This is a genomic window from bacterium (Candidatus Blackallbacteria) CG13_big_fil_rev_8_21_14_2_50_49_14 (assembly GCA_002783405.1).
In the GTDB taxonomy this organism is placed as follows: domain Bacteria; phylum Cyanobacteriota; class Sericytochromatia; order UBA7694; family UBA7694.
On sequence record PFGG01000011.1, the window covers coordinates 158,561 to 178,179 of the forward strand.

Annotated in this window: 13 protein-coding genes; 4 read left to right on the forward strand and 9 right to left on the reverse strand. The window is 43.4% G+C overall.

Annotated elements, in window-relative coordinates:
• Positions 1-54: 54 nt before the first annotated feature.
• The 7 genes from COW20_02865 to COW20_02895 all read right to left on the reverse strand — a co-directional run bounded on the left by COW20_02865 (position 55) and on the right by COW20_02895 (position 11,832).
• Positions 55-2,016, reverse strand: a complete 1,962-nt coding sequence (locus COW20_02865; protein PIW50459.1) for a hypothetical protein — start codon at positions 2,014-2,016, stop codon at positions 55-57.
• Positions 2,009-4,801: a hypothetical protein gene (locus tag COW20_02870; GenBank protein PIW50460.1), complete on the reverse strand. Its 2,793-nt coding sequence runs from the start codon at positions 4,799-4,801 to the stop codon at positions 2,009-2,011. The genes COW20_02865 and COW20_02870 overlap by 8 nt, the downstream gene beginning before the upstream one ends.
• 95 nt (positions 4,802-4,896) lie before the next feature.
• Positions 4,897-6,528, reverse strand: coding sequence for a sulfate transporter (locus COW20_02875; GenBank protein ID PIW50461.1), 1,632 nt, complete (start codon positions 6,526-6,528; stop codon positions 4,897-4,899).
• Positions 6,529-6,996: 468 nt separating this feature from the next.
• Positions 6,997-8,199 carry a TraB family protein gene (locus tag COW20_02880; protein ID PIW50462.1) on the reverse strand — a complete coding sequence of 401 codons (1,203 nt, stop codon included), beginning with the start codon at positions 8,197-8,199 and terminating at the stop codon, positions 6,997-6,999.
• A gap of 128 nt (positions 8,200-8,327) precedes the next feature.
• The gene (locus COW20_02885; protein ID PIW50463.1) at positions 8,328-9,629 is read right to left on the reverse strand and encodes a hypothetical protein; all 1,302 of its coding nucleotides are present in this window, start codon (positions 9,627-9,629) and stop codon (positions 8,328-8,330) included.
• 89 nt (positions 9,630-9,718) lie between these two features.
• Positions 9,719-11,128: a hypothetical protein gene (locus COW20_02890; GenBank protein PIW50464.1), complete on the reverse strand. Its 1,410-nt coding sequence runs from the start codon at positions 11,126-11,128 to the stop codon at positions 9,719-9,721.
• Entirely contained in the window at positions 11,125-11,832 is a 708-nt protein-coding gene (locus COW20_02895; GenBank protein ID PIW50465.1) for a DNA-binding response regulator, read from the reverse strand. Before COW20_02895 ends, COW20_02890 begins: the two co-directional genes overlap by 4 nt.
• A 302-nt stretch (positions 11,833-12,134) precedes the next feature.
• Here COW20_02895 and COW20_02900 point away from each other — a divergent pair, with 302 nt between their 5' ends.
• Both COW20_02900 and COW20_02905 read left to right on the forward strand, forming a co-directional pair.
• Complete coding sequence (locus COW20_02900) at positions 12,135-13,115, forward strand: hypothetical protein (protein ID PIW50466.1); 981 nt, start codon at positions 12,135-12,137, stop codon at positions 13,113-13,115.
• Positions 13,116-13,149: 34 nt separating this feature from the next.
• A complete protein-coding gene (locus COW20_02905) occupies positions 13,150-14,553 on the forward strand; it encodes a hypothetical protein (protein PIW50467.1) in 1,404 nt (467 codons plus the stop codon).
• Positions 14,554-14,596: 43 nt separating this feature from the next.
• Here COW20_02905 and COW20_02910 read toward each other — a convergent pair whose 3' ends face one another.
• On the reverse strand, positions 14,597-15,814 hold the full coding sequence (locus COW20_02910) for a hypothetical protein (GenBank protein ID PIW50468.1): 1,218 nt from the start codon (positions 15,812-15,814) through the stop codon (positions 14,597-14,599).
• Positions 15,815-15,890: 76 nt separating this feature from the next.
• On the opposite strand from COW20_02910, the gene COW20_02915 reads away from it, so the two are divergent.
• Entirely contained in the window at positions 15,891-17,624 is a 1,734-nt protein-coding gene (locus COW20_02915) for a hypothetical protein (protein ID PIW50469.1), read from the forward strand.
• 66 nt (positions 17,625-17,690) lie between these two features.
• On the opposite strand, the gene COW20_02920 is transcribed toward COW20_02915, so the two are convergent.
• Positions 17,691-18,410, reverse strand: a complete 720-nt coding sequence (locus COW20_02920; GenBank protein PIW50470.1) for a hypothetical protein — start codon at positions 18,408-18,410, stop codon at positions 17,691-17,693.
• A 120-nt stretch (positions 18,411-18,530) separates the two neighbouring features.
• Here COW20_02920 and COW20_02925 point away from each other — a divergent pair, with 120 nt between their 5' ends.
• The gene (locus tag COW20_02925; GenBank protein PIW50471.1) at positions 18,531-19,619 is read left to right on the forward strand and encodes a hypothetical protein; all 1,089 of its coding nucleotides are present in this window, start codon (positions 18,531-18,533) and stop codon (positions 19,617-19,619) included.

Consider the following 19,619-nt stretch of genomic DNA (forward strand, 5'->3'; position numbering starts at 1 on the left):
CGCAATCAAAAAGAAGGCTTATTCTCAGATCGAATAAGCCTTCTTTCAATTCAATCAGTGAAAAATCAGAAAGGGTAAAAAGCCCATTGCGATCATTGGCAAAATCAAGGTAGCAAGCTTCAAGCGCTCTGAGCGGCTAAAATCAGGATATTCATCCAGATATCTTTGAGACTCTCCAAAAATGATCTTAAAAATAAACTTAAATACTGAATACACATTCAAAGTGTTTGCAATCAGAAACAAGAGCATTAAAGCCTGAGATTTTTCGGAAATATCTTCTAAAATAACATCAAAGATAACAAATGAAGCAAAACCAGGCGTAAAGGTGAGTAAGAGCAATATCGAGATTGCAATCATATTGATATATTTAAAGCGGTTGCCGATGCCCAAATAGGAGCGTATATCGCTTAAATCCAATCTTTGTGAAAGGTATTGAATAAAATAATCCAGAATCAACAAAGACAGCAAATTTGTGACAAAATAGATCACTGCATCAAAATGGGCCAAATCACCAAAGAAAAGAATGGCACTTGAAGAGACCAAGAAATAGCTGGTCTTAATTTTAATCAGATAATGCGAGATCGAAGAGTGGCGCAAACTGATCACAGAAAAAAGCAAGGCGAAAATCAAAAGAAATCCGGCCAAAGAAATCGGGTCAATCCAATGCAGCCCTTCCATTTTAACCAAGCCCAATACGCCTAAAACACCAAAAGTAAAGACAAGCACCTGGTTTGTCAAAAGCTTACGTTGAATTAAAGACTGAGCAAACCCTTCAACAAGACGGTTCAATTGAGATTGGAAGTCTTTTAAAGGTTGAAGCATCAATTGCCAAATTAAGGTCAAGCCAAAATTATGGTAAACCATGCGATAGGCCCAGGTACGCGCCGGCTTTGGCAATAAGAATTCAAAATGAACACCGTGGGGATCAAACTTTTGGTAGTTCAATTTTTCAAGATGGTGGTAATGATGAATATTGGAGGGCGTTCTGATAAATTGATAGGTTTTTAAAAGCGCGTTCGAAAGGGTATGCAGAATCACAATGGGATACCAACCCAAAGCAAATTCCATATAAATCAACCCGACTTGAACCACGGTTGCATAGGCCAACATCGACTTGGCGTCGGTTTGAATTCTGCTTTTCAACATGGCATAAACCGCAGTGATCAAACCCAACCCCAAAATCAAGGCATTCATACGCGGATGTGCTGCAAAAATATGCCGAAATTTCATCAAGAGGATAATTCCAGCATGAATCGAAAGCGCGCCATAAAAAATAGCGCTGGAAGTGGTGGGGCCTTCCATGGCTCTTGGCACCCATTTTGAGAAGGGAAAAATCGCTGATTTTCCCATGGTGGCAATAATCAAGGAAACCAAGAAGAAGCTGGATACGCCATGTACATGTACATCTACTAAAAAGCCATGCTGTTCATGATGAAACGTCAGCAGGGCTAAAATCAGGAACAAATCACAAAATTTATACACCCCTAAAACGAATAGGGAATTGCTGACCGTTTTGCGCATCCCCTGATAATAAGAAATCAGGAATACTGAAGACAGTCCCAAGAGTTCCCATGCTATTAATACAAAATAGAAATTTGAAGTTAAAATCAAAGTATAGAGCGCAATTTGCATGAGGTAAAAATTGATAAAGAACTTATAATAACCCTCTTCATGGGCCAGATAGTTCAAAGAAAAGCGGCTGATGACACCACTTAAAAAGACACCCATCAAAAGCAAAATACTGGCATAGCGATCAACATGCATATTCAGACTATAGACCACCTTGGCATGTTGAAACCAGGAAAACAATTGCATATCTCTGTCACCGTTCATCCAGGTTAAGAGAGCAACGGCTATAGCACCTATAAAAAGAAGAACCTGAGCAGAAATAGCAATATAGGTTAATGTTTTTGAATAATTGGTACTGTTTTTGATGCGGGTAAAGACCGAAAAAACAAACATAAACACGGGAATAAGAATGATAATGGAAATGCTATTTTCAAGTAATTCAGACATATTGACCTTCTAATATCGCAACAGGAATAAGATTTTGAGCATCTACTTTGATTTCCTGAGAAATCTGATAGGCGTTGAGTTCAGAATCAATCTCACTGGCTTTGATAAAGCTCTGGCCCTGATAAAAATAAAACTCTTTTTGTTCAAAATCAAAAACCATTAAACGCACCCAATGGTTTTTGATGAGTCGTTTAAGTTGCAGATTGTTGGCCATAATCTCTTCAATAATGGCTGGCTTGCTTTCAATCACAATCAAAATCCTGCGTGGGTCGTGAATTTCAACCATTTGTTTTGAAAGGCCCAAACGCAGATCGCTGGCAAAACCGCTCATCACCGCATAATTATTGGTAATATTGTGATTCAATTTAGAACCGCAGCCGTATACCTCTGGATCGACTGCACTGAAATAATATTCCAGGTTAATCCCTGCACACACCGGTACCGCAGCCCCCATAATTCGGGAAAGAACAGAACCCTCATCATTCTCAGGGTTATAGGAACAGAGAAACGAACGCCGATCTAAAAATAGATTTTGGGTAAAACTTCTTCTGCCAATAATGCAAAGCGCATTGGTTGCATGGTTATATTCCGGGCGCGCCTCGGTTAAATCGTTTGAACGGGTCGCAACCTTTTCAAAGGCGACCTCAGGATCCAGCTCATTGGAAATATTAAAGAACTTACGTGAACGTTCCGCAGCATTCAATTTTAAGGCCTGGGTCATTTTTTCAGTATGTTTAAGATGACGTGCTTTTTGTTCTGCGTTCAGCATCGAATCAAACCAAGAGATATTGTCCTTGCAGGTATCGTGATACCCCCCCACAAACAGGGTGGTATCTGGAATTTCAATTCCATACTTGCTTTTTAGCAAGGCACGAACTTCTGGGTGGTTGCCTATCGTCGCAAAAACTCTGCCGTTGGGACGCCCTTTGCCTCCCCCACAAGCCCCACAATTATAGGCGTATTCATGTGGATTATTGATACTGGAAGAGCCATGGCCCACCACATAAATAAACTCTGTAAAATTATCCATTAAATCAATGGTTCTCAGTAGGTTATAGACTTTTTCTGCACCTTGATCATAAGAAATCCCTTCGGCATTGCCTTGCTCATGAAAGATAAGATCAACCAAATGCTTCTGATGAAGAAATTTCTTTTTCGCACTGCGACGCAAGGCCAAATCCAGATGGGGCATAAAGACCTTGATAAAAAAGGGTATAGCGCTTAGATAACCCGTAATCACGGTAATCAGGTAGGAAAAGAACGATATTCTTGAGTGCCAGGAATAGGTATGAAAGATCTTTGCGTAGAGACGACTCATCCAAGAGGCTGTTTCAGCAGCCTCCTCAACCAGTACCTCTACTTCCCTGACTTTAAAGGTTTCTTTGATAACACCCGGACACAATTTGCGAAAGCGAACTTCATTAAAACCTTTGAAATGCATATTCATTTCAAAATGTCCTGCAACACCAAAGGTTCTACAGCGTGGATCTACTTCTTCAAGATATCTGCGCAAAGACTCTTCGCGATCATCAATGCAGGTGATATATTGAAAACTTTGACTAAGGGATTCTGATTTTGGTTTTTGATTGGTCAACGTTAACGCACTCAGACATTGATAGGCATAGGTTTTCTCAAGCGCATTCTGATAAATAATCTGACGTCGTACCTTGGTAAAATAGGGCAAGAGACTTAAAATATTCTCTTTGTCTTGTTCTGAAGCCAACCATTGCCCCTGTTTGATCAATTGATTTTGCTTTAAAAAATGCAAAGCCAGCCAAGTCAATTCATATTGCGCTTGTTCGATCGCCAATTGGCTTTGACTTTCACGAAAATCACTTAATAGATGGGGCTCAAATTGGGGCAAAAAAGCTTTTGAAATAACGTATTCGTAAACCAGCTTGACCAGCAGAAATTCCTTGATACTGTATTGGGTATCATCTAAAATCTGTTCGGGATCATGCTCTAACTTATTAAACAGGCTGGCCCAGCCCCGCAAACGCAAGCCCATAGAGAGAAGATAGGTTTTATGCTGCTCTGCCGGTACTGCCATTTCTCTCAAATAATAGAGAATCAGCTCATCAACACTCAGTTCTTTATGCACTGGCAGTTTAAGCTGCTCATGTATTTTTTTTGCCTGAAGATTTTCAAGCACAAGAGGAGACTTATAATTTTCTTTGAAACAATGCCAAAGCCCCTTTGACTTGTATTCATTCTTCCAATAGGTACTGCCTGGATCGACATAGGAGCTGAAAAGCTTTGCCAAAAGAGGATTCATCACATCATCAATATCTACACCGTAGCGCTGTAGAATAATTTCTTTATAGGTGGGAAAAGTAAAACTGTTTTCAGGTTCTGCAGGCAGTTCAAGCGCTTGAACTCTGGTCATGATTTCTTGTATCAGATTTTGCTCAGGCTCTTTTTTCAATCTGCGTTTGATAACATTCTTCACACTTAATTCAGGCGGATTTAAAATCAAGTTGAGAAACAAGTCAATCTTACAATGCGGTTTTAAATGGTTGTTCTGGCAAACCATCTTCAGCTCTTCTTCAAGTGTCTTTTTAGAAATTTTGCCCAAGGCAATATATTCTAGATATTTTTTTTGCTCTAAAAAGCTAAACCCTTGATAGAGCTTATTGGCCAAAACACAAGCTGTTTCAAACTCATATTCTTCAAAGGCTTCAAGGGGATTGTGATGAACAAAATGCTGCAAGGTACCCTGATGCGGCAGGTATTTACTCACCCAAGCCAAATCCTGATCTAAATCGGAAAGTCGTTGTTCTATCATAGCTACCTTAATTCTTTTTTCTCAAACGTCTTCAATACATATTTTCAGCAGATAAACCAGAAAAGAGGATGGCATCTGCCATCCTCTTTAAATATCTAAACGGGTAAAACTTCGCGCTTCCTTGAAGCCAAAGGGTGTTCAGAAATTGACTTGTGTTGATCCAGGCCATTAATTTCGCAAATCCCCCCTTCACGTTTATAATCCTTCGCATAATGATGAACATATTCCATAAAGGAATGGTCAATCAGATAAGATTTTGAAAAATCAAATATAACCGTTTTGCCAGCAGGCAAAGACTCAAGCTCACTCTTCAGACCAATTAAATTTGAGAAAACAGCAGAACTCTCAACCGTTACCAAATAATGGCCCGCTTCAGTTTCATGTACGTGAAACTGAAGTTTGAACAAATCTTTAAATGCCACCCCCCTGTAAGCGTGAATGATCAGTTTCAAAATAATCCCACAAGCCACGCCAATCAAGAGATCGGTGGCAAGTACACAGACAATCGTGGTCACAAAGATAGCCAATTGTTCTGGGCCCGTTTTATAGGTATGAATAAACTCCTTGGGAGAAGCCAGACGAAAACCTGTAAAGACAAGCAAAGCAGCAAGAGAGGCTAAGGGAATCTGATGAATCAGCCCAGGAGCTGCCGCTACAAAGAGCAACATAAATCCGCCATGAAAAAAGTTAGCCCAACGGGTACGGGCCCCGTTATTGATATTCGCAGAGGAACGGACAATTTCAGCAATCATGGGCAAACCACCCAATAGACCTGAAATCGTTGAACCTACTCCCACCGCAAAGATATCTTTATTCAGATTGGCACGGCGGCCATAGACATCCAGCTTATCAACCGCCAAAGCTGAAAGTAAACTTTCCAAGCTGGCAATCAAAGCAATGCTGATAACAACCGTCCAGAAAGCACCCGTTGCGAAGTGTGAGAAGTCAGGAAAAACGATTCCTTTGACCACACTGCCCGGCAGATTAATCAGATATTGAGGGCCGATTTCATGTTCATGTCCCCAAAGGGTGGACATATGGGTTTTATCCAGATGAAAAACATGGCCTAAAACAATGCCTACCAAAACAACCACCAAAGGTCCAGGGATTTTCTTCAAGGCTTGAATCGGCATAAAAGCCCACAAAACCGTAACGGCCAGACAGATCAGACCAATAATTGCAATTTCACCATTGGCATGCATTAAACTGTGAGGAATTTCAGCTATCACCTCAAGGGTTTCCTTGGTATGGGGTTTCACACCCAAAACAGTGTGAGCCTGTTTCGCCATGATGATAATACCAATTGCAGCTAACATGCCATGTACCGCAGGTGCAGGGAAATAGGCACTGAGCTTACCAGCTTTTAAAAGCCCAAAGGCCATTTGAATAATACCTGCAACAACGATCGCCGCAAGTGTTAAGCGGTAACCCAAGGCCATATTTCCTTGTCCTAAAGTCTCGACCCCTCCTACAATAATCACGATCAAGCCTGCAGCAGGACCATTAATCGTGACATAGGAGCCACTGATCATTGAGACAACCAGCCCCCCCACAATAGCTGAAATAATCCCAGCCATGGGAGGCATGCCTGAGGCAAGGGCAATCCCAAGCGAAAGAGGCAAAGCGATTAAAAAGATCTGAAAACCAGAACTGAGGTCGAAACGCAAGTTTTCTTTTAGACCGGCCAACCCGTCTTTGGGGAGAGTTGGTTGAGGTAAAACAGACATAGTGCTGTTAAACTCCTTTCTCGGATACAAAATTACTGCAAAGTCGAATTTTTTATGTCAAACACAGAAATCCATAAACACACAAAAAATAAATTCGTCTTGCCGCATGTTTAAAATTTTGGCATACCGAAAAAATTGAAGGGTAAGAATACCATGAATCTTTGCTGAGAGTTTGCTGAGAATCACAAGATCGGGGAAGAATCAATAAACAATTGAAATTTAAACGTTATAAATCTATATTAATCGTATGTTTAATACAAATACACAACCATACATTAATATTATTGAATGTATTAATAGCCAATCTGAGCGTTCAGAAAGAAACCTGTAGTGTTTCACTGCGAAATGTATGTGAAATAGATACCGTGAGCAAATATTCTAAATCAATAATTTTTAAATAAAATAAGGAAATTCACTAAAATTCAGCAAGATTTGCACTGTTAATCATCAGCAAAACATAACGAAATTTCAATGACGAAAAAGATTGTCGATCAGCCAACCATAACCGATAAAGGTGCCCAAACTGGCACCCAGACTAGAAAGAATAACCACGAGTAAAATTCTGGTGACTTGATTCTGTTGCCATCCTTTAAAGCTTTGAATATCCTCGTGCAATGATTCAAAGTCCTTTACGCGTGGTTTTTTCAACCAGGCTTCCACCAAGCCGGCAACATAACCCACACCAATCAGAGGATGTAGGGTTGTTATCGGAGCAGAGGCAATCGACGCCAAAATGGTCAGCGGATGCGCTCGGGCCAATAAAGCACCGATCCCAGCCAAGCCACCGGTAACGACCGTCCACCCCAAAATTCCCTGCAATCCTTTTTCCCAGGTAACGCCCTGTTTTCCACCTACAAAAAAGCCAGCAATCAATAAAACAATCACCAAAGCAGGAATAAACCACTGCAATGTCTGAGAGACCCATCCAGCAGGCGGAATTTGATCCAATTCATCCAAATCAATCGCGGGATTTTCCCAGTTCCTGATCATGCCCGGAACATGACCGGCCCCCACGACAGCGACCAGTTTTTGACCCGGTGCTTGACGAATCTTTTCAACCATATAGAGATCGCGTTCATCAATCAGATGTTTTTTGACACCAGGGAGCACCTGTCCCATTTCATCGAGCAAGAGTTCAAGTGCCCCTTTTTGTTTCAGAGCTTCAACTTCCTCAGCAGAAATCTCTTCTTCTTCCTCAAAAAGTGAAGCCAGAATCTGATTGAAGATTTTTAAACGGGTAAAAAAACCCATCAAACGCCAGACCCGTGTCAGCGTCGTACGCACATCCCGATCAATGACCTCTGTCTGCGCACCCAGGGCCTCTGCACTTTCTAGCGCAGCCAGCATTTCCAAACCCGGTTTCACGTCCATATTGCGCGCCATACGGCGTTGTATCGAGGTCAGCAGAAAATTGAGAAAGAGAACAAAGGTTTTCTTCTCACGGATGACCTTTACGATATCCATGTTTTTCCAGGCTTCCTGATCGCGTAAAGACTGTAATCGCGACGGACAAAGCTCGACACAAACAGTATCAGGCTGTTCATGTGCAATAACCTCTTGCACAAGTTTTGCACTTTCACGGGAAATATGCGCAGTGCCAATCAGGATCACCTGTTTGTTTCCCTGATTGATGCGCAGAATATTTTCGTGCTCTAAAGCTTGCTCTGACATAAGCTGTATTGTACCTGATTCAAACCAGGACAGGTATAAAAGCAAGCCAATACTGCATTCTTAGCCAAAGAAAAAACCCCGGTGAAGGCCGGGGCAGCGTAGAGAGATAAATACAATCGAATAAAGTCTTATTCGCGATCGAGCCAAATCGGTTCCAAAACTGACATGGCACTCAAAGTGGGTGCGGCTGCCGGTGAAGCTGGAGCTGCTGAGCGCTTGTTGCAGGCAGGATGGTCATAGGGGGGCAGATTTTTATTGTCAAATGCTGCCGTCCGGACTTTATAATACTCATCCACATACTGCTTGGCAATGGCAGGAGAATCAATGATCAGCGCATTTTCATTATTGTTGTTCTGGGCGTTTTTAGAGAAATTGAAGGAACCTGTCACCACCGTTTTATCATCGATAATCATTACTTTGTGGTGCATCAGAGCTTGGTTACCATCCCCCAGTGCCAAAATGCCATTCTTTTTCAGCTCCCAATAGATTGAATACTGGGGAATCAGGCAAGAGTCGAAGACACCTTCTACTTTTACGCCAGCAGCCTTTTTATTCAACATAATCTGCAGAATGTTTTTATCGGTCATAGAGAAAGCCATAAAACGGATATTTTTGGTTGCTTTGCTCAATTCAGCTTTAATGGCATCAACAGCGCTTCCACCCGGTGAGAAAAAGGTACGAATCCGGATGCCACTGACATTTACTTCAGGATTGGGAATGGAATGGGGATTGGGGCCATAAATCCCCTGTTCAAACATGCGTTGAAATTCAGCATTAAAATTGGCTGCCAATTGGGGAGAGCGAATCATGACACTGTTATTATTGTGATGAAAAATTGAGGACGTGGTCAAGTTCAAAGAACCCGTCCAGACAGTGCCATTGTCCACCACCATAAATTTATTGTGCATCAGCCCCGCATGATTCCCATCATCATGAATCTCAATCCCTGCGGCTCTGAGTGCGGCGATGGATTGACGAGGTACGGTGGGGTTGTGCTTGTCCATCAGACTGTCATGTTCGGTCACCAGACGAACACGAACACCACGCTTGGCTGCACGCACAAAGGCATTTACTGCATCGGGATCATCAATATCATAAAAAGCGCCATCGATCGTTTTTTGAGCCGAATCAATCAAGCCAATGAAATAACGATCTACGTTTTGAGGATTGGAACGGCCAATGGCTTCATTTTCAGCCAAAAGACCTTTATAGGCATTGTTGAACATGGCGAGAAAGGGCAGGCGGGTGTTTGCCGTTGCGGATTGTGCACGCATCATGGGAGCTGACATGCTGCGAACAGCCATGCTTTGTTGTATTTGAACGGGAAATTGGCCTGCCATTTGGGGAGCGCCACAACCAACCATGGCCAAAGAGAGAATAGCAAGAACAGATTTTTTCAAGGATTTCATTTGAAGATAACCTCTACGCATTTTAGATAAATTGATTATCTGAATTCTTGCGCAAAAGATTCTTATCTTTTGATTAATTCGGATTTAATTATAAATAAACTCTTTTCAGCTTAAACCAGCGGAAAATGCAATTGAAAAACAGACCCTTGCCCCGGCTGACTTTGAACAGAAATATGACCCTGATGCAGCTTGACAATTTCATAGACCAAGGCCAGGCCAATGCCACTTCCTCCCGAACTGCGGTTGCGGTCAGAATCTACCCGATAAAATCGCTCAAAAAGATGGGGTAAATGCTCAGCAGCAATGCCCAGACCTGTATCGGCAACGATAAGTTCCGCCTGATTTTCAAGCCGTTTACAGGAAAGAAGCACTTTTCCATCAGGAGTCGCTTTAAAGGCATTGTCGAGCAAGTTCAAAATAATTCGGCGTAAAGAATCGGGATTGGCCAGAATCACCAAGGGAGGATCCGAAATTTCAAGCTCCAATTGGGGATGAAGGGGGCTTAAATCTTCAAAAATTTCTTCAATCAATATTTCAATCCGAACATGCTCCATGCGTTCGGCATGGCCTTCCAGCCGAGCCAAAAGCAATAAATCATTGACCAAACGGGACAAGCGTTTGGATTCACGAATAATGGTTTCAGAACTCTTGGCAAGAATCTCGGGATGGGTCGCTCCTCTTTTGCGCAGAAGTTGGGCATGACCGCGTATCGCCGTTAAAGGGGTTTTAAATTCATGAGAGGCATCACTTAAAAAATGTTGTTGGGCTTCAAAAACAGAGGCAATCCGACGCATTAAGCCATTGAAAGTTTCTGCCAAAACCCCAATTTCATCGGGGTTCAAATCAGAAGTGTCCAAAGGCTTAAAAAGCTCCTGGCCAGCCATTTGTTGAACCTGTTCTGTAATCTGCAACATGGGAGCCAAGGCTCGTTGAGCCAGGATTTGCCCCAAAAGCATCGACAAAGCAATCGAAAAGAAGAGCCCCATCGCTTCAAACAAAAGCATTTGTTTCAAAAAACCCTCACTTTTCACCATCGAAAGACCCAATTGCAAAGAGCCACGTTCCTTGCCCTGCACCAAAATGGGGGAAGAAGCGTAAAGGATCGAAATACTTTTCTCTGCTTCGGGCTGAAGTACCAAACTGTGATACTCTTTGCCATCTTCACGGGGGTGAATCGGCAAAACCAATTTACCCAAATTACTTGAACGGGAAATTACATGGCTTTGTGTATCGGTGATTTGTATGAAGATATTATCATAGCGAGAGGTTTGATCATTTGCAAATATTTGCTCAAGATTATGGGCATTTTCACGCAGATCAAAAAGAAGTCCTTTGTTCTGAAACTCTTGAGAAACCGTATCAATAAAGAGTTGAACTTCCTGCTGTTTATCCTGAAGTTCCTGCTCCGCCTGGAAATAAACCGAGGCACGAAACCCCAACCATCCCCAGAGCGCACCCATGCCGACAATCAAAGCCACCAAAACAGTAAACCACAGGGTAAGTTTCAGCCGAATTTTCATGACTCAAGCTGAGAAACCATTTCTTCACGCAGAACATAGCCGACACCTCTGACCGTATGCAAAAGCCTGGGAAATCCTTCCAGCTCAATTTTTTTGCGCAGATAGCGTATATATACTTCCAAGACATTGTCTTCACCCTCAAAATCCCAGCCCCATACTGCCTCTAAGATACGGTGTCGGGTTAAGACATGGCGGGGATACTGTAAAAAGAAATGCAATAATTCAAACTCTTTTGGTGAGAGCATGATCAATTGTCCTGCGCGATAAACCTCATGAGAAATAATATCCAATTTAAGATCTGCAAACTCAAACAAGGTGCGCTCACTGGGTTGGCGCTGACGAATCTGCACTCTGATTCTCGCCAATAATTCATCGAGGTCAAAAGGCTTCACCAAATAATCATTGGCCCCGGCATCCAAACCTTCCACCCGATCTTTGACCTCGCTGCGTGCCGTGAGCATGAGAATAGGAACATCACTGCTCTGACGCAAACGGCGACAAAGGGCCAGACCATCGAGGCCAGGAAGCATGCGATCCAACACAATCAGGTCAGGAGGGTTTTGACGGGCAGCAATTAAACCCTGCTGACCATCTCTGGCAATTTCTACCTTATACCCTTCACATTGCAGTTCAGTTTCTATAAAAGCCACAATTTCAGAATCGTCTTCTATCAATAAAATTTGGGCAGTGTTTGAATCGGACATTATTGCTTACCCCAAAAAATCGCTGATTGCTTTCAGCATACATCAAGCCAAGTATCCAAGTTTCTGATTTTCAGGAAACTCTCAGGAAACTTTCAGTAGCGGCTCATACAGCTAAGTTAGGCGAATGAAATAATCTAAACAGCAAGAGGTCCTAATTTAAACAAGGATCAAACATAAAACGAAAAAACGATGTCTATTGAAAATCAATCCGTAAGGAATCGAGACAAGAGAAGGGTTGACTTGTTTCAAAGCCTGCTACACAAGGAAAGATCTTGTCTCTTGGGCTCAGGAGTCATTTCAGCATGTATTTGATAAACGGTCTGAATATCCTCTTGCAGGCAGGTTTTGTTTTAGCTTTATCCCCGATCTTGGAAGATCTCCTTCAAAAAATGAAAGCCAGTTTCCAAGGAACCCCCAGTCCTCCACTTTTCAAAAGCTATCGAGAATTATTTCATTTATTGTCTCAGTCTGTTGAGCCCTTGCATACGAATTCACAAATCAGGCAATTTACACCCCTTGTGCTTTTTTCTACAGCGCTTTATAGCAGCTTGATGGTTCCCACTTTTTTAAGCAAAGCGCCGATCAGCCATTTGGGAGGCCTCTTATTTCTCGTTGCTTTACTGATTCTCAATCGTTTCTTTTTGGTTTCAAGTCTCGCGCAGCAAACCCAGATACAAAGCTTTCTCTTAAAGCCATCACCAGAGGTATTTCTGCTGAGAATTACTGAATTCATTTTTCTCGCGACCTTGCTCAACCTTGCCCTTTTCTCTGGAACGATGGACTTAAACGGAATCGTCAGCTGGCACCAGGCGCATTCAGAATTTTTAATTCAGCCCCTGAACCTATTGGCAATTCTCGCTTTGCTGATCACAACCATTGCTGAAATGGATAGAATTCCGATTGGGCTTTCAGAATCCACCTCCCAGCGCCAGGCTCCCCATGAATATTTACAGGAAATGTATACAGGCCCCCAATTGGGCATTATTTATTGGTCCCACTGGATTAAAAACTTAATGCTTCTCTCTCTCTTGGTCAGTTTTGTCTTGCCATGGGGAATCAGCAATCAACACGACAGTCTCAGCCTCTTTCTCAGTTTTCTGATATATTTCGGAAAATTACTGATGATGTGTCTGCTGATAGAGAGTCTAGAAATCTTAATTCGAAAATTCAAGCTATTTAGATTTACAAAAATTTTAAGTAGTGCCTTGCTCATGACTCTCTGTTGTATCGTGACCTATTTACAAAGCCACCCACCTTTGCCCATGAAAGTATTTTTACCTTAAGTTCCTATGCAAACAATAATATAAGGATGTATCCATGAAAATTCCAAAGCAAATAAAGCGCAAAAGACACCCCATCACATTCAAAACACTTTCATTGCTGCTTATGCCCCTCTTGTATCAATGCCTTTCATACCCGGCCCATGCAGAACTCTCTCGCCCGGATGAAAATTCTACCCCTCCCGGCATCGATCGCACATTTTTATCTTTGGATGGATTTTCATTTCAAGCACCGGCTTTGAATGCCGACTTACCAGCCATGAGCAACCCTCAAAATCTACCCATCCATCAATCTGAAAGTTTAAACAATGCCTGGGGAATTGAAACAAGTGGTTTTGTTCGCTTTGACGCGTTTTACGATACACGTCAAACGGTGGGCGGTCGCGAAGGCTTAATCAACCTCTATCCTGCAGCCGTCAAAACCAACAGTTCTGGCAAAGATGAAAACAGTGATCCCATGCTTAATTTTCTTTCGATTTTCACACGGGGAGCCATTAAAATAAACTCGCCAGAGGTCTGGGGAGCCAAAGTTTCAGGATTGGTTGAAGCAGATTTTTTTGGTCATTTAAACAGCACGATCAGCAATTTGCGCCTGCGCCATGCCTATATGAAAATGAAATGGGACAGTGCCGAACTTTTACTTGGCCAGTATTGGGATCCGCTTACCAATATCGATGTTTTTCCTGGCATCATAGCGGTGGGGGCCGGGCGTCCGGTTCAACCCTTTTCCAGAAACCCCATGATTCAAGTCAAATACAATCCCTGGCAAGCCTTTCAATTGACCGGCGCCCTATCAATGCAAAGGGATGCCTTTTCTGAAACCGATGGAAATGCCTTACAAGAGCGTTCAGGCCTCCCTGCAGCAACCTTAAACGCAGCCTATCACTTCGGTCAAGGACAAATTGGGGCTGGCATTCATGGCAAAGCAATTCGTCCAGCAGCAGGGGCCGAAAATCTTTATTCTGGTGCGGGACAAATTTTTGCAAAGCTTAAACCGTTTGATAAATTCACATTACAAGCCAAAGCGGTGATGGGAACGGATATGGCTGATCACCAAATGGTCGGAGGCTATGCCCTTACCAAACAAAACAGCTATGTAAACCTGGCAACAGTCGCCACTTGGCTCGATCTTGATTATTATCTCAACGATTTAATTCAGTTGGGTCTGTATGGGGGGTACACCTCAAATTTAGGTACCTTGGGCACCCAGGCCGAAGCAGACAAGTTCTTTGCCCGCGATCCCAACCAAGCCCATTCATTTCATATCATGCCCCGCATCACGCTTCATCCCACAAAACAACTGCAGTTTTCACTCGAAGCTGACTGGGGGCGCGCATTGTACGCCAGCACTTATTCAGCCAGCCTGCAACCCCAAGTCCAATCAAGTGATGCCTGGGTGGATAACTTCAGAATTGGATTCACATCCATGCTGAAATTCTAATCCCCCAGATAAAATCGTTTGAGCCAGCAATCTCACTTGCATTTTAAGCTGCATAGAGACGCTCATGCTCAAGTAACATCAGCTCATAGTCAGCAAACTGAAGCAAAGATTTTTCTCTTTGTTCCAGTTCGCGGTGACTGATTGAAATCAGTTCAACGCCAAAATGCTCAGTAATAAAGGACATAATCGGATCCCGTTTTATTTTTTGGATAATCCGTTGCGTTTGCTCCTGATCATTCCCCATCACAAGTTGATCTGTCAGGCCCAAAAACTTCACACCATAAAAATATCCCGCAATCGTATAGGGACCAAAGGGAATCATCGGCATATCAAATGAATTGCCACGTAATTTAAAAATCGTATTGGAGATCGTCTGATTGGGTTTCAAACCTTTGTATTCAAGATAATACTGCTTGGCCAATAAGCGTGACGAAAGATAGGGAGAGGTGCAAATCAAACCCGCCAACGGTTTTTGCGTAGAAGCTTGGGCCATGGCCAAATCACCGGTTAAAGATTCGCGTTTTGCTTTTTCTCTTAAGCGCAGATGAAAATCATGCCAGAAAGGTACTTCTGGCTCTCCCCCATCGACACGTATCAAAGCATGCTGTTGGTAATCTTTAATATTGGCAGTAATTTGAATATTCAAATTTTTAAGCGTCGCATCATGTCGGGCGGCATGTTCGAGGGCTGCTCTTTGGGTACGGGGATGGGTTCTTAAGTCATCAATACTGCGCACCCAGTCGCCAGCAAAATAACCATTAAAAGCATAGACTTCCCGTAAAAGCACACGAATATCCTGCTCATGGCGCAAGGTGATATGACCTTGGCCTGGCAAAGCAAATCTAGGCTCCTGTTCGAGCAGAAGTTTTTCTAATTCCAGTGCAACTTTGGTGGCTCCCAACATGCCACAATTGAGAGAAGATCCCTCCTTTATCGCTACTTCATGGGTCAGACAGGCAAAATCTTCACTGCATTCTCCCACCAACTCACCGTGCGCCTGTACATGCACAAAATAGGAATGGGGAATCCCATCTTCTGAAAGACGCTGGTGCTGCTCAAAAATATCCTTGAGATCGGTAATCACATCGGGCGTCACAAAAGATCCCGGAGTACGGATTTTATGAAATTCAATCTGAATGCCCTTTGCTTCATATTCTTTAATGGTTTCAATCAAAGCTTGAATATAGATACGACTGAGATCGCGTGCATCGGCACAGCCCACAAGAATATGAACTTGCTTTTCTTTATAGTTTCTCTTCATAGATGTGTATCAAAAACCCCTTTGATTCATATATTATTTAATTTTAATATATGAATCTTCAAAATACCATGGCTTTATGTTAATATATTTTAATATATTAACCGTAAAATTTCTCAGTAAATTTTCTCAGAAGAATAGTATCTACTCCATGAATATTAAACATTTCATTCGTGAATTTAAAAGCCTCTCTCTCAAGGAAGACCTGCCAGCTTCTCTAGCGGTCTTTCTTGTTGCTATCCCCCTGTGTCTGGGCATTGCCCATGCCTCCAAAGCACCGCTTTTGTCAGGTTTAATTGCAGGCATTGTGGGCGGTTTGGTCATTGGAGCATTGAGCAAATCACCGCTCAGTGTCAGCGGCCCAGCCGCTGGGCTTACGGCCATTGTTGCAGCCGCAGCCATGGAACTCCAGCATTTTGAAGCGCTCTTGGTCGCCATTGTTTTAGCTGGTTGTATACAAATCGTACTTGGATTGCTCAAAGCGGGAGCACTGGGGAACTATATTCCCTCTGCCGTGATCAAAGGTATGTTGGCAGCCATCGGCGTCATACTGATTCTTAAACAACTGCCTCACCTGATGGGTTACGACAAGGAGGCAGAAGGAGTAGAGCATTTTCAACTCCAAACTCCTGATTTAGAAGGGGTGACCCAAGAGGTCAACAAAGCAGTCGGGCATGCCGAAGGTCATTTCAATACCTTTACGATGATTTGGGACGCCCTTCAAAATATTCACTGGGAAATTTTTCTGATTGGATTGGCTTCGCTGGGGGTCATTCTTCTGTGGGATAAAACCCTTGGCAAAAAGATTAAAACAGTGCCCAGCTCTCTCTTGGCTGTTATTCTGGGCACCCTCCTGGCCTTGATTGTTCAAAAGATCTTCCCAAATGGTGCCATCCAAGCCAATCACCTGGTGCAACTTCCAGAAATGAATTCACTGAATGACTTTATTCAACAGACCAGCTTTCCACTTTGGTCGGCTTTACAAAATCCCAAGGTCTATAATGCAGCGTTTACGATTGCCTTTGTAGCCTCGATCGAAAGTCTGCTCTCAATTGAAGCTGTTGATAAACTGGATCCACATAAACGCCGCACGCCTGTAAATCGAGAGTTGATGGCACAAGGCGCAGGCAATATACTCAGTGGTATACTTGGGGGCTTGCCCGTGACCTCTGTGATTGTTCGCAGCTCAGTCAATTTGGTAGCTGGGTCTAAAAGTAAATGGTCAGCTATTTTACATGGGGTGTGGCTCTTGATCGCTTTATTTTTAGCTGCAGATCTGATCAATTTGATTCCGCTCAGCACCTTATCCGCCGTACTGATCGTGACAGGCTTTAAACTGGCCAGCCCCAAAACCTTTATTCATACCTACCAGCACGGAAAAGATCAGTTTATTCCTTTTATGATCACCTTGGTCATGATTGTACTGACCGATCTTCTTTTGGGGGTTCTGATCGGACTTGCCGTTTCCAGCCTGTTTATTCTCTATAACCACTACAGAATTCCTGTACTCAAAGTTGAAAAAAATCAAAATCGAATTCGTTTGCTCTTTGCTGAGAATCTGACCTTTCTCAACAAAGCCTTTGTGATTGATTTTCTTGAATCTTTACCCAATAACAGTCAGGTCATTCTCGATACTTCCCGTTGCAAATTCATTGACCATGATATCGTTGAAGCACTTGAAGAATTCTCAATCAATTGCTTAGATCGGGGCATACAAATTTACAGTGATGAAGCTTCAGCACAGGAAAATACCCAAATCAGCCCTGAGAGATTCGAAAAGCTTGAAGCCTTGAGCCACGTTCCGGGAATTTAAGCTCAAAACAGAATAACCTGAAGGCATGAAAAGAAGAGCTTTTCATGCCTGAAAGAGCCTGGGTATTTAGGGGGTTTCAAATTGCATGGGCACTTCAATCATCAAAACTTTGGCATCTGAAAGGGCATTGAGCGTCAGCTCATTTAATTCCCATACCCCCAACCCGTCACGTGCCGAAAGCGTTTCTCCAGCCACTGAGACTTCGCCCTCCAGTACAAAAAGGTACAGGCCCTGTCCCGTGGCATGTGGGGTATAGGGAAGTCGGTGATCCTGCTCCAAATCTGCCAAGCAAAACCAGGCTTGCTGGTTGATCCAAACACCTTCGCCCCTCTGGGGAGAAACCACTGTCTGCCAAACGTTCAAGCGCTCCTTAACAGAGAATGTTCTTTGTTCATAGCGAGGCCTTATATTTAGTTTTTCAGGTAAGATCCAAATTTGTAAAAAATTTACTTCCTGATCCGCATGATCATTGTATTCGGAATGAAAAACACCTGTGCCCGCCGACATAATCTGAACATCCTGTTCGTGAATCACCTGCACGTTCCCCATATTGTCACGATGCGCCAAGGCACCAGAAAGCGGAATTGAGATGATTTCCATATTCTGATGAGGATGTTGCCCAAATCCTTTGCCCCCCTGAACTCGATCATCGTTGAGAACGCGCAAAGCACCAAAATGCATACGTTCTGGATGGTAATAACCAGCGAAACTAAAGGTATGGTAGGAATGAAGCCAACCATGTTCGGCGACCCCTCTGCTATCGGCGCGATGTAAAATCTTTTTCATGAGAATTCCTTTCTCCACAGGTATAGTTTGATACTAAATTATTTAACATTAAAATACAAGCCTGTCTTTTTCAGGCTCTCCCGCAAAGGTATACTGAAGAAAAAAACAGGGGTGTACACGATGCAATCTCCTCCCGGCGGCAAATCCTTTGGCCCAGTTCGTGGTGTGCGAATCAGTTTTGCTGCGAGCGCCTGGCCCAAACCACTCCAAGTTCAAGCAAAAGAAATATCTAATTTAACAAACCACGATGTATTTGCCCATCTGCTGGGGCCCAACTATGCAAATATTCTCGCCACACGGGACATGCACCCCGATTATCCCGAACAGGTGATCGGTTTAAAAAACCGTCAATGGACGCATCTGGTGGGAACCCCAGCAAATCACAGCGAAGAAAATTCAGTCGATCTGGGCACCCAAGCAGTTCTCAAACTGATGGAGAACCAAGCCCTCAAAGAGCAGCAACCAGGCCTGCTGCTCTTTGCCTCAACGACCCCGCATAAAATAACCTCTTCATCGGCTTGTGCTGTGGGGGCAGCCACAGGTATCAAATGCCCGGCCCTGGATATAAAAGCGGGTTGCAGCACGGGATTATATGCCCTCGTAACAGCCTCACTCTACGCCCAGGCAGGGTTGGGGCCGGTATTGTTGGTTGCTGCTGAGACCCCCTCAAAATATGCCAACCCCCAGATTCCTGAAACAGTCATGGGCGTAGGAGATGGAGCAGTCGCATTCTGGATTGAAAAATCCACAGAAGAGACCGGGCTTTTGGGTGGATATTTAGGGGCCGATGGTGAATTGGGGGTACTGGTCAATACCCCTGGTCTGCTCCCACCTACCCCTGAGGCCATTGCTCAAAATCTTTATGCCTACCATGGGGATACCAGCAGTTTAAAAGAAGCTGTTCCCGCCCGATATTTGGCCGCAATGCAGGGGGCCTTGGCAGAAGCAAAACTGCAAGTCAACGATCTTGACCTGTATATTCCCCATCAGGTAAATCGGCAATTGACCAGCAAAGTCGCAGAACTTTTAGGCATTCCCCCTGAAAAACAATTTCACAATCTGCACCGCCATGCCAGCGTCGCAGGCGCAGCCGTCTTAATCGCTTTACAAGAAGCCCTTGAGAGCAAAGCCATTCAACCAGGTCATAGGGTCGCACTCAATACGGTCGGCGGGGGACTCACCTGGGGCGGTTTGATCTGGCAATTCTGA

Excerpts from the sequence above, each read along its gene's own strand:
- COW20_02865 (PIW50459.1), bottom strand. The coding sequence starts at position 2,016 with ATGTCTGAATTACTTGAAAATAGCATTTCCATTATCATTCTTATTCCC.
- COW20_02870 (PIW50460.1), bottom strand. The coding sequence starts at position 4,801 with ATGATAGAACAACGACTTTCCGATTTAGATCAGGATTTGGCTTGGGTG.
- COW20_02875 (PIW50461.1), bottom strand. The coding sequence starts at position 6,528 with ATGTCTGTTTTACCTCAACCAACTCTCCCCAAAGACGGGTTGGCCGGT.
- COW20_02880 (PIW50462.1), bottom strand. The coding sequence starts at position 8,199 with ATGTCAGAGCAAGCTTTAGAGCACGAAAATATTCTGCGCATCAATCAG.
- COW20_02885 (PIW50463.1), bottom strand. The coding sequence starts at position 9,629 with ATGCGTAGAGGTTATCTTCAAATGAAATCCTTGAAAAAATCTGTTCTT.
- COW20_02890 (PIW50464.1), bottom strand. The coding sequence starts at position 11,128 with ATGAAAATTCGGCTGAAACTTACCCTGTGGTTTACTGTTTTGGTGGCT.
- COW20_02895 (PIW50465.1), bottom strand. The coding sequence starts at position 11,832 with ATGTCCGATTCAAACACTGCCCAAATTTTATTGATAGAAGACGATTCT.
- COW20_02900 (PIW50466.1), top strand. The coding sequence starts at position 12,135 with ATGTATTTGATAAACGGTCTGAATATCCTCTTGCAGGCAGGTTTTGTT.
- COW20_02905 (PIW50467.1), top strand. The coding sequence starts at position 13,150 with ATGAAAATTCCAAAGCAAATAAAGCGCAAAAGACACCCCATCACATTC.
- COW20_02910 (PIW50468.1), bottom strand. The coding sequence starts at position 15,814 with ATGAAGAGAAACTATAAAGAAAAGCAAGTTCATATTCTTGTGGGCTGT.
- COW20_02915 (PIW50469.1), top strand. The coding sequence starts at position 15,891 with ATGTTAATATATTTTAATATATTAACCGTAAAATTTCTCAGTAAATTT.
- COW20_02920 (PIW50470.1), bottom strand. The coding sequence starts at position 18,410 with ATGAAAAAGATTTTACATCGCGCCGATAGCAGAGGGGTCGCCGAACAT.
- COW20_02925 (PIW50471.1), top strand. The coding sequence starts at position 18,531 with ATGCAATCTCCTCCCGGCGGCAAATCCTTTGGCCCAGTTCGTGGTGTG.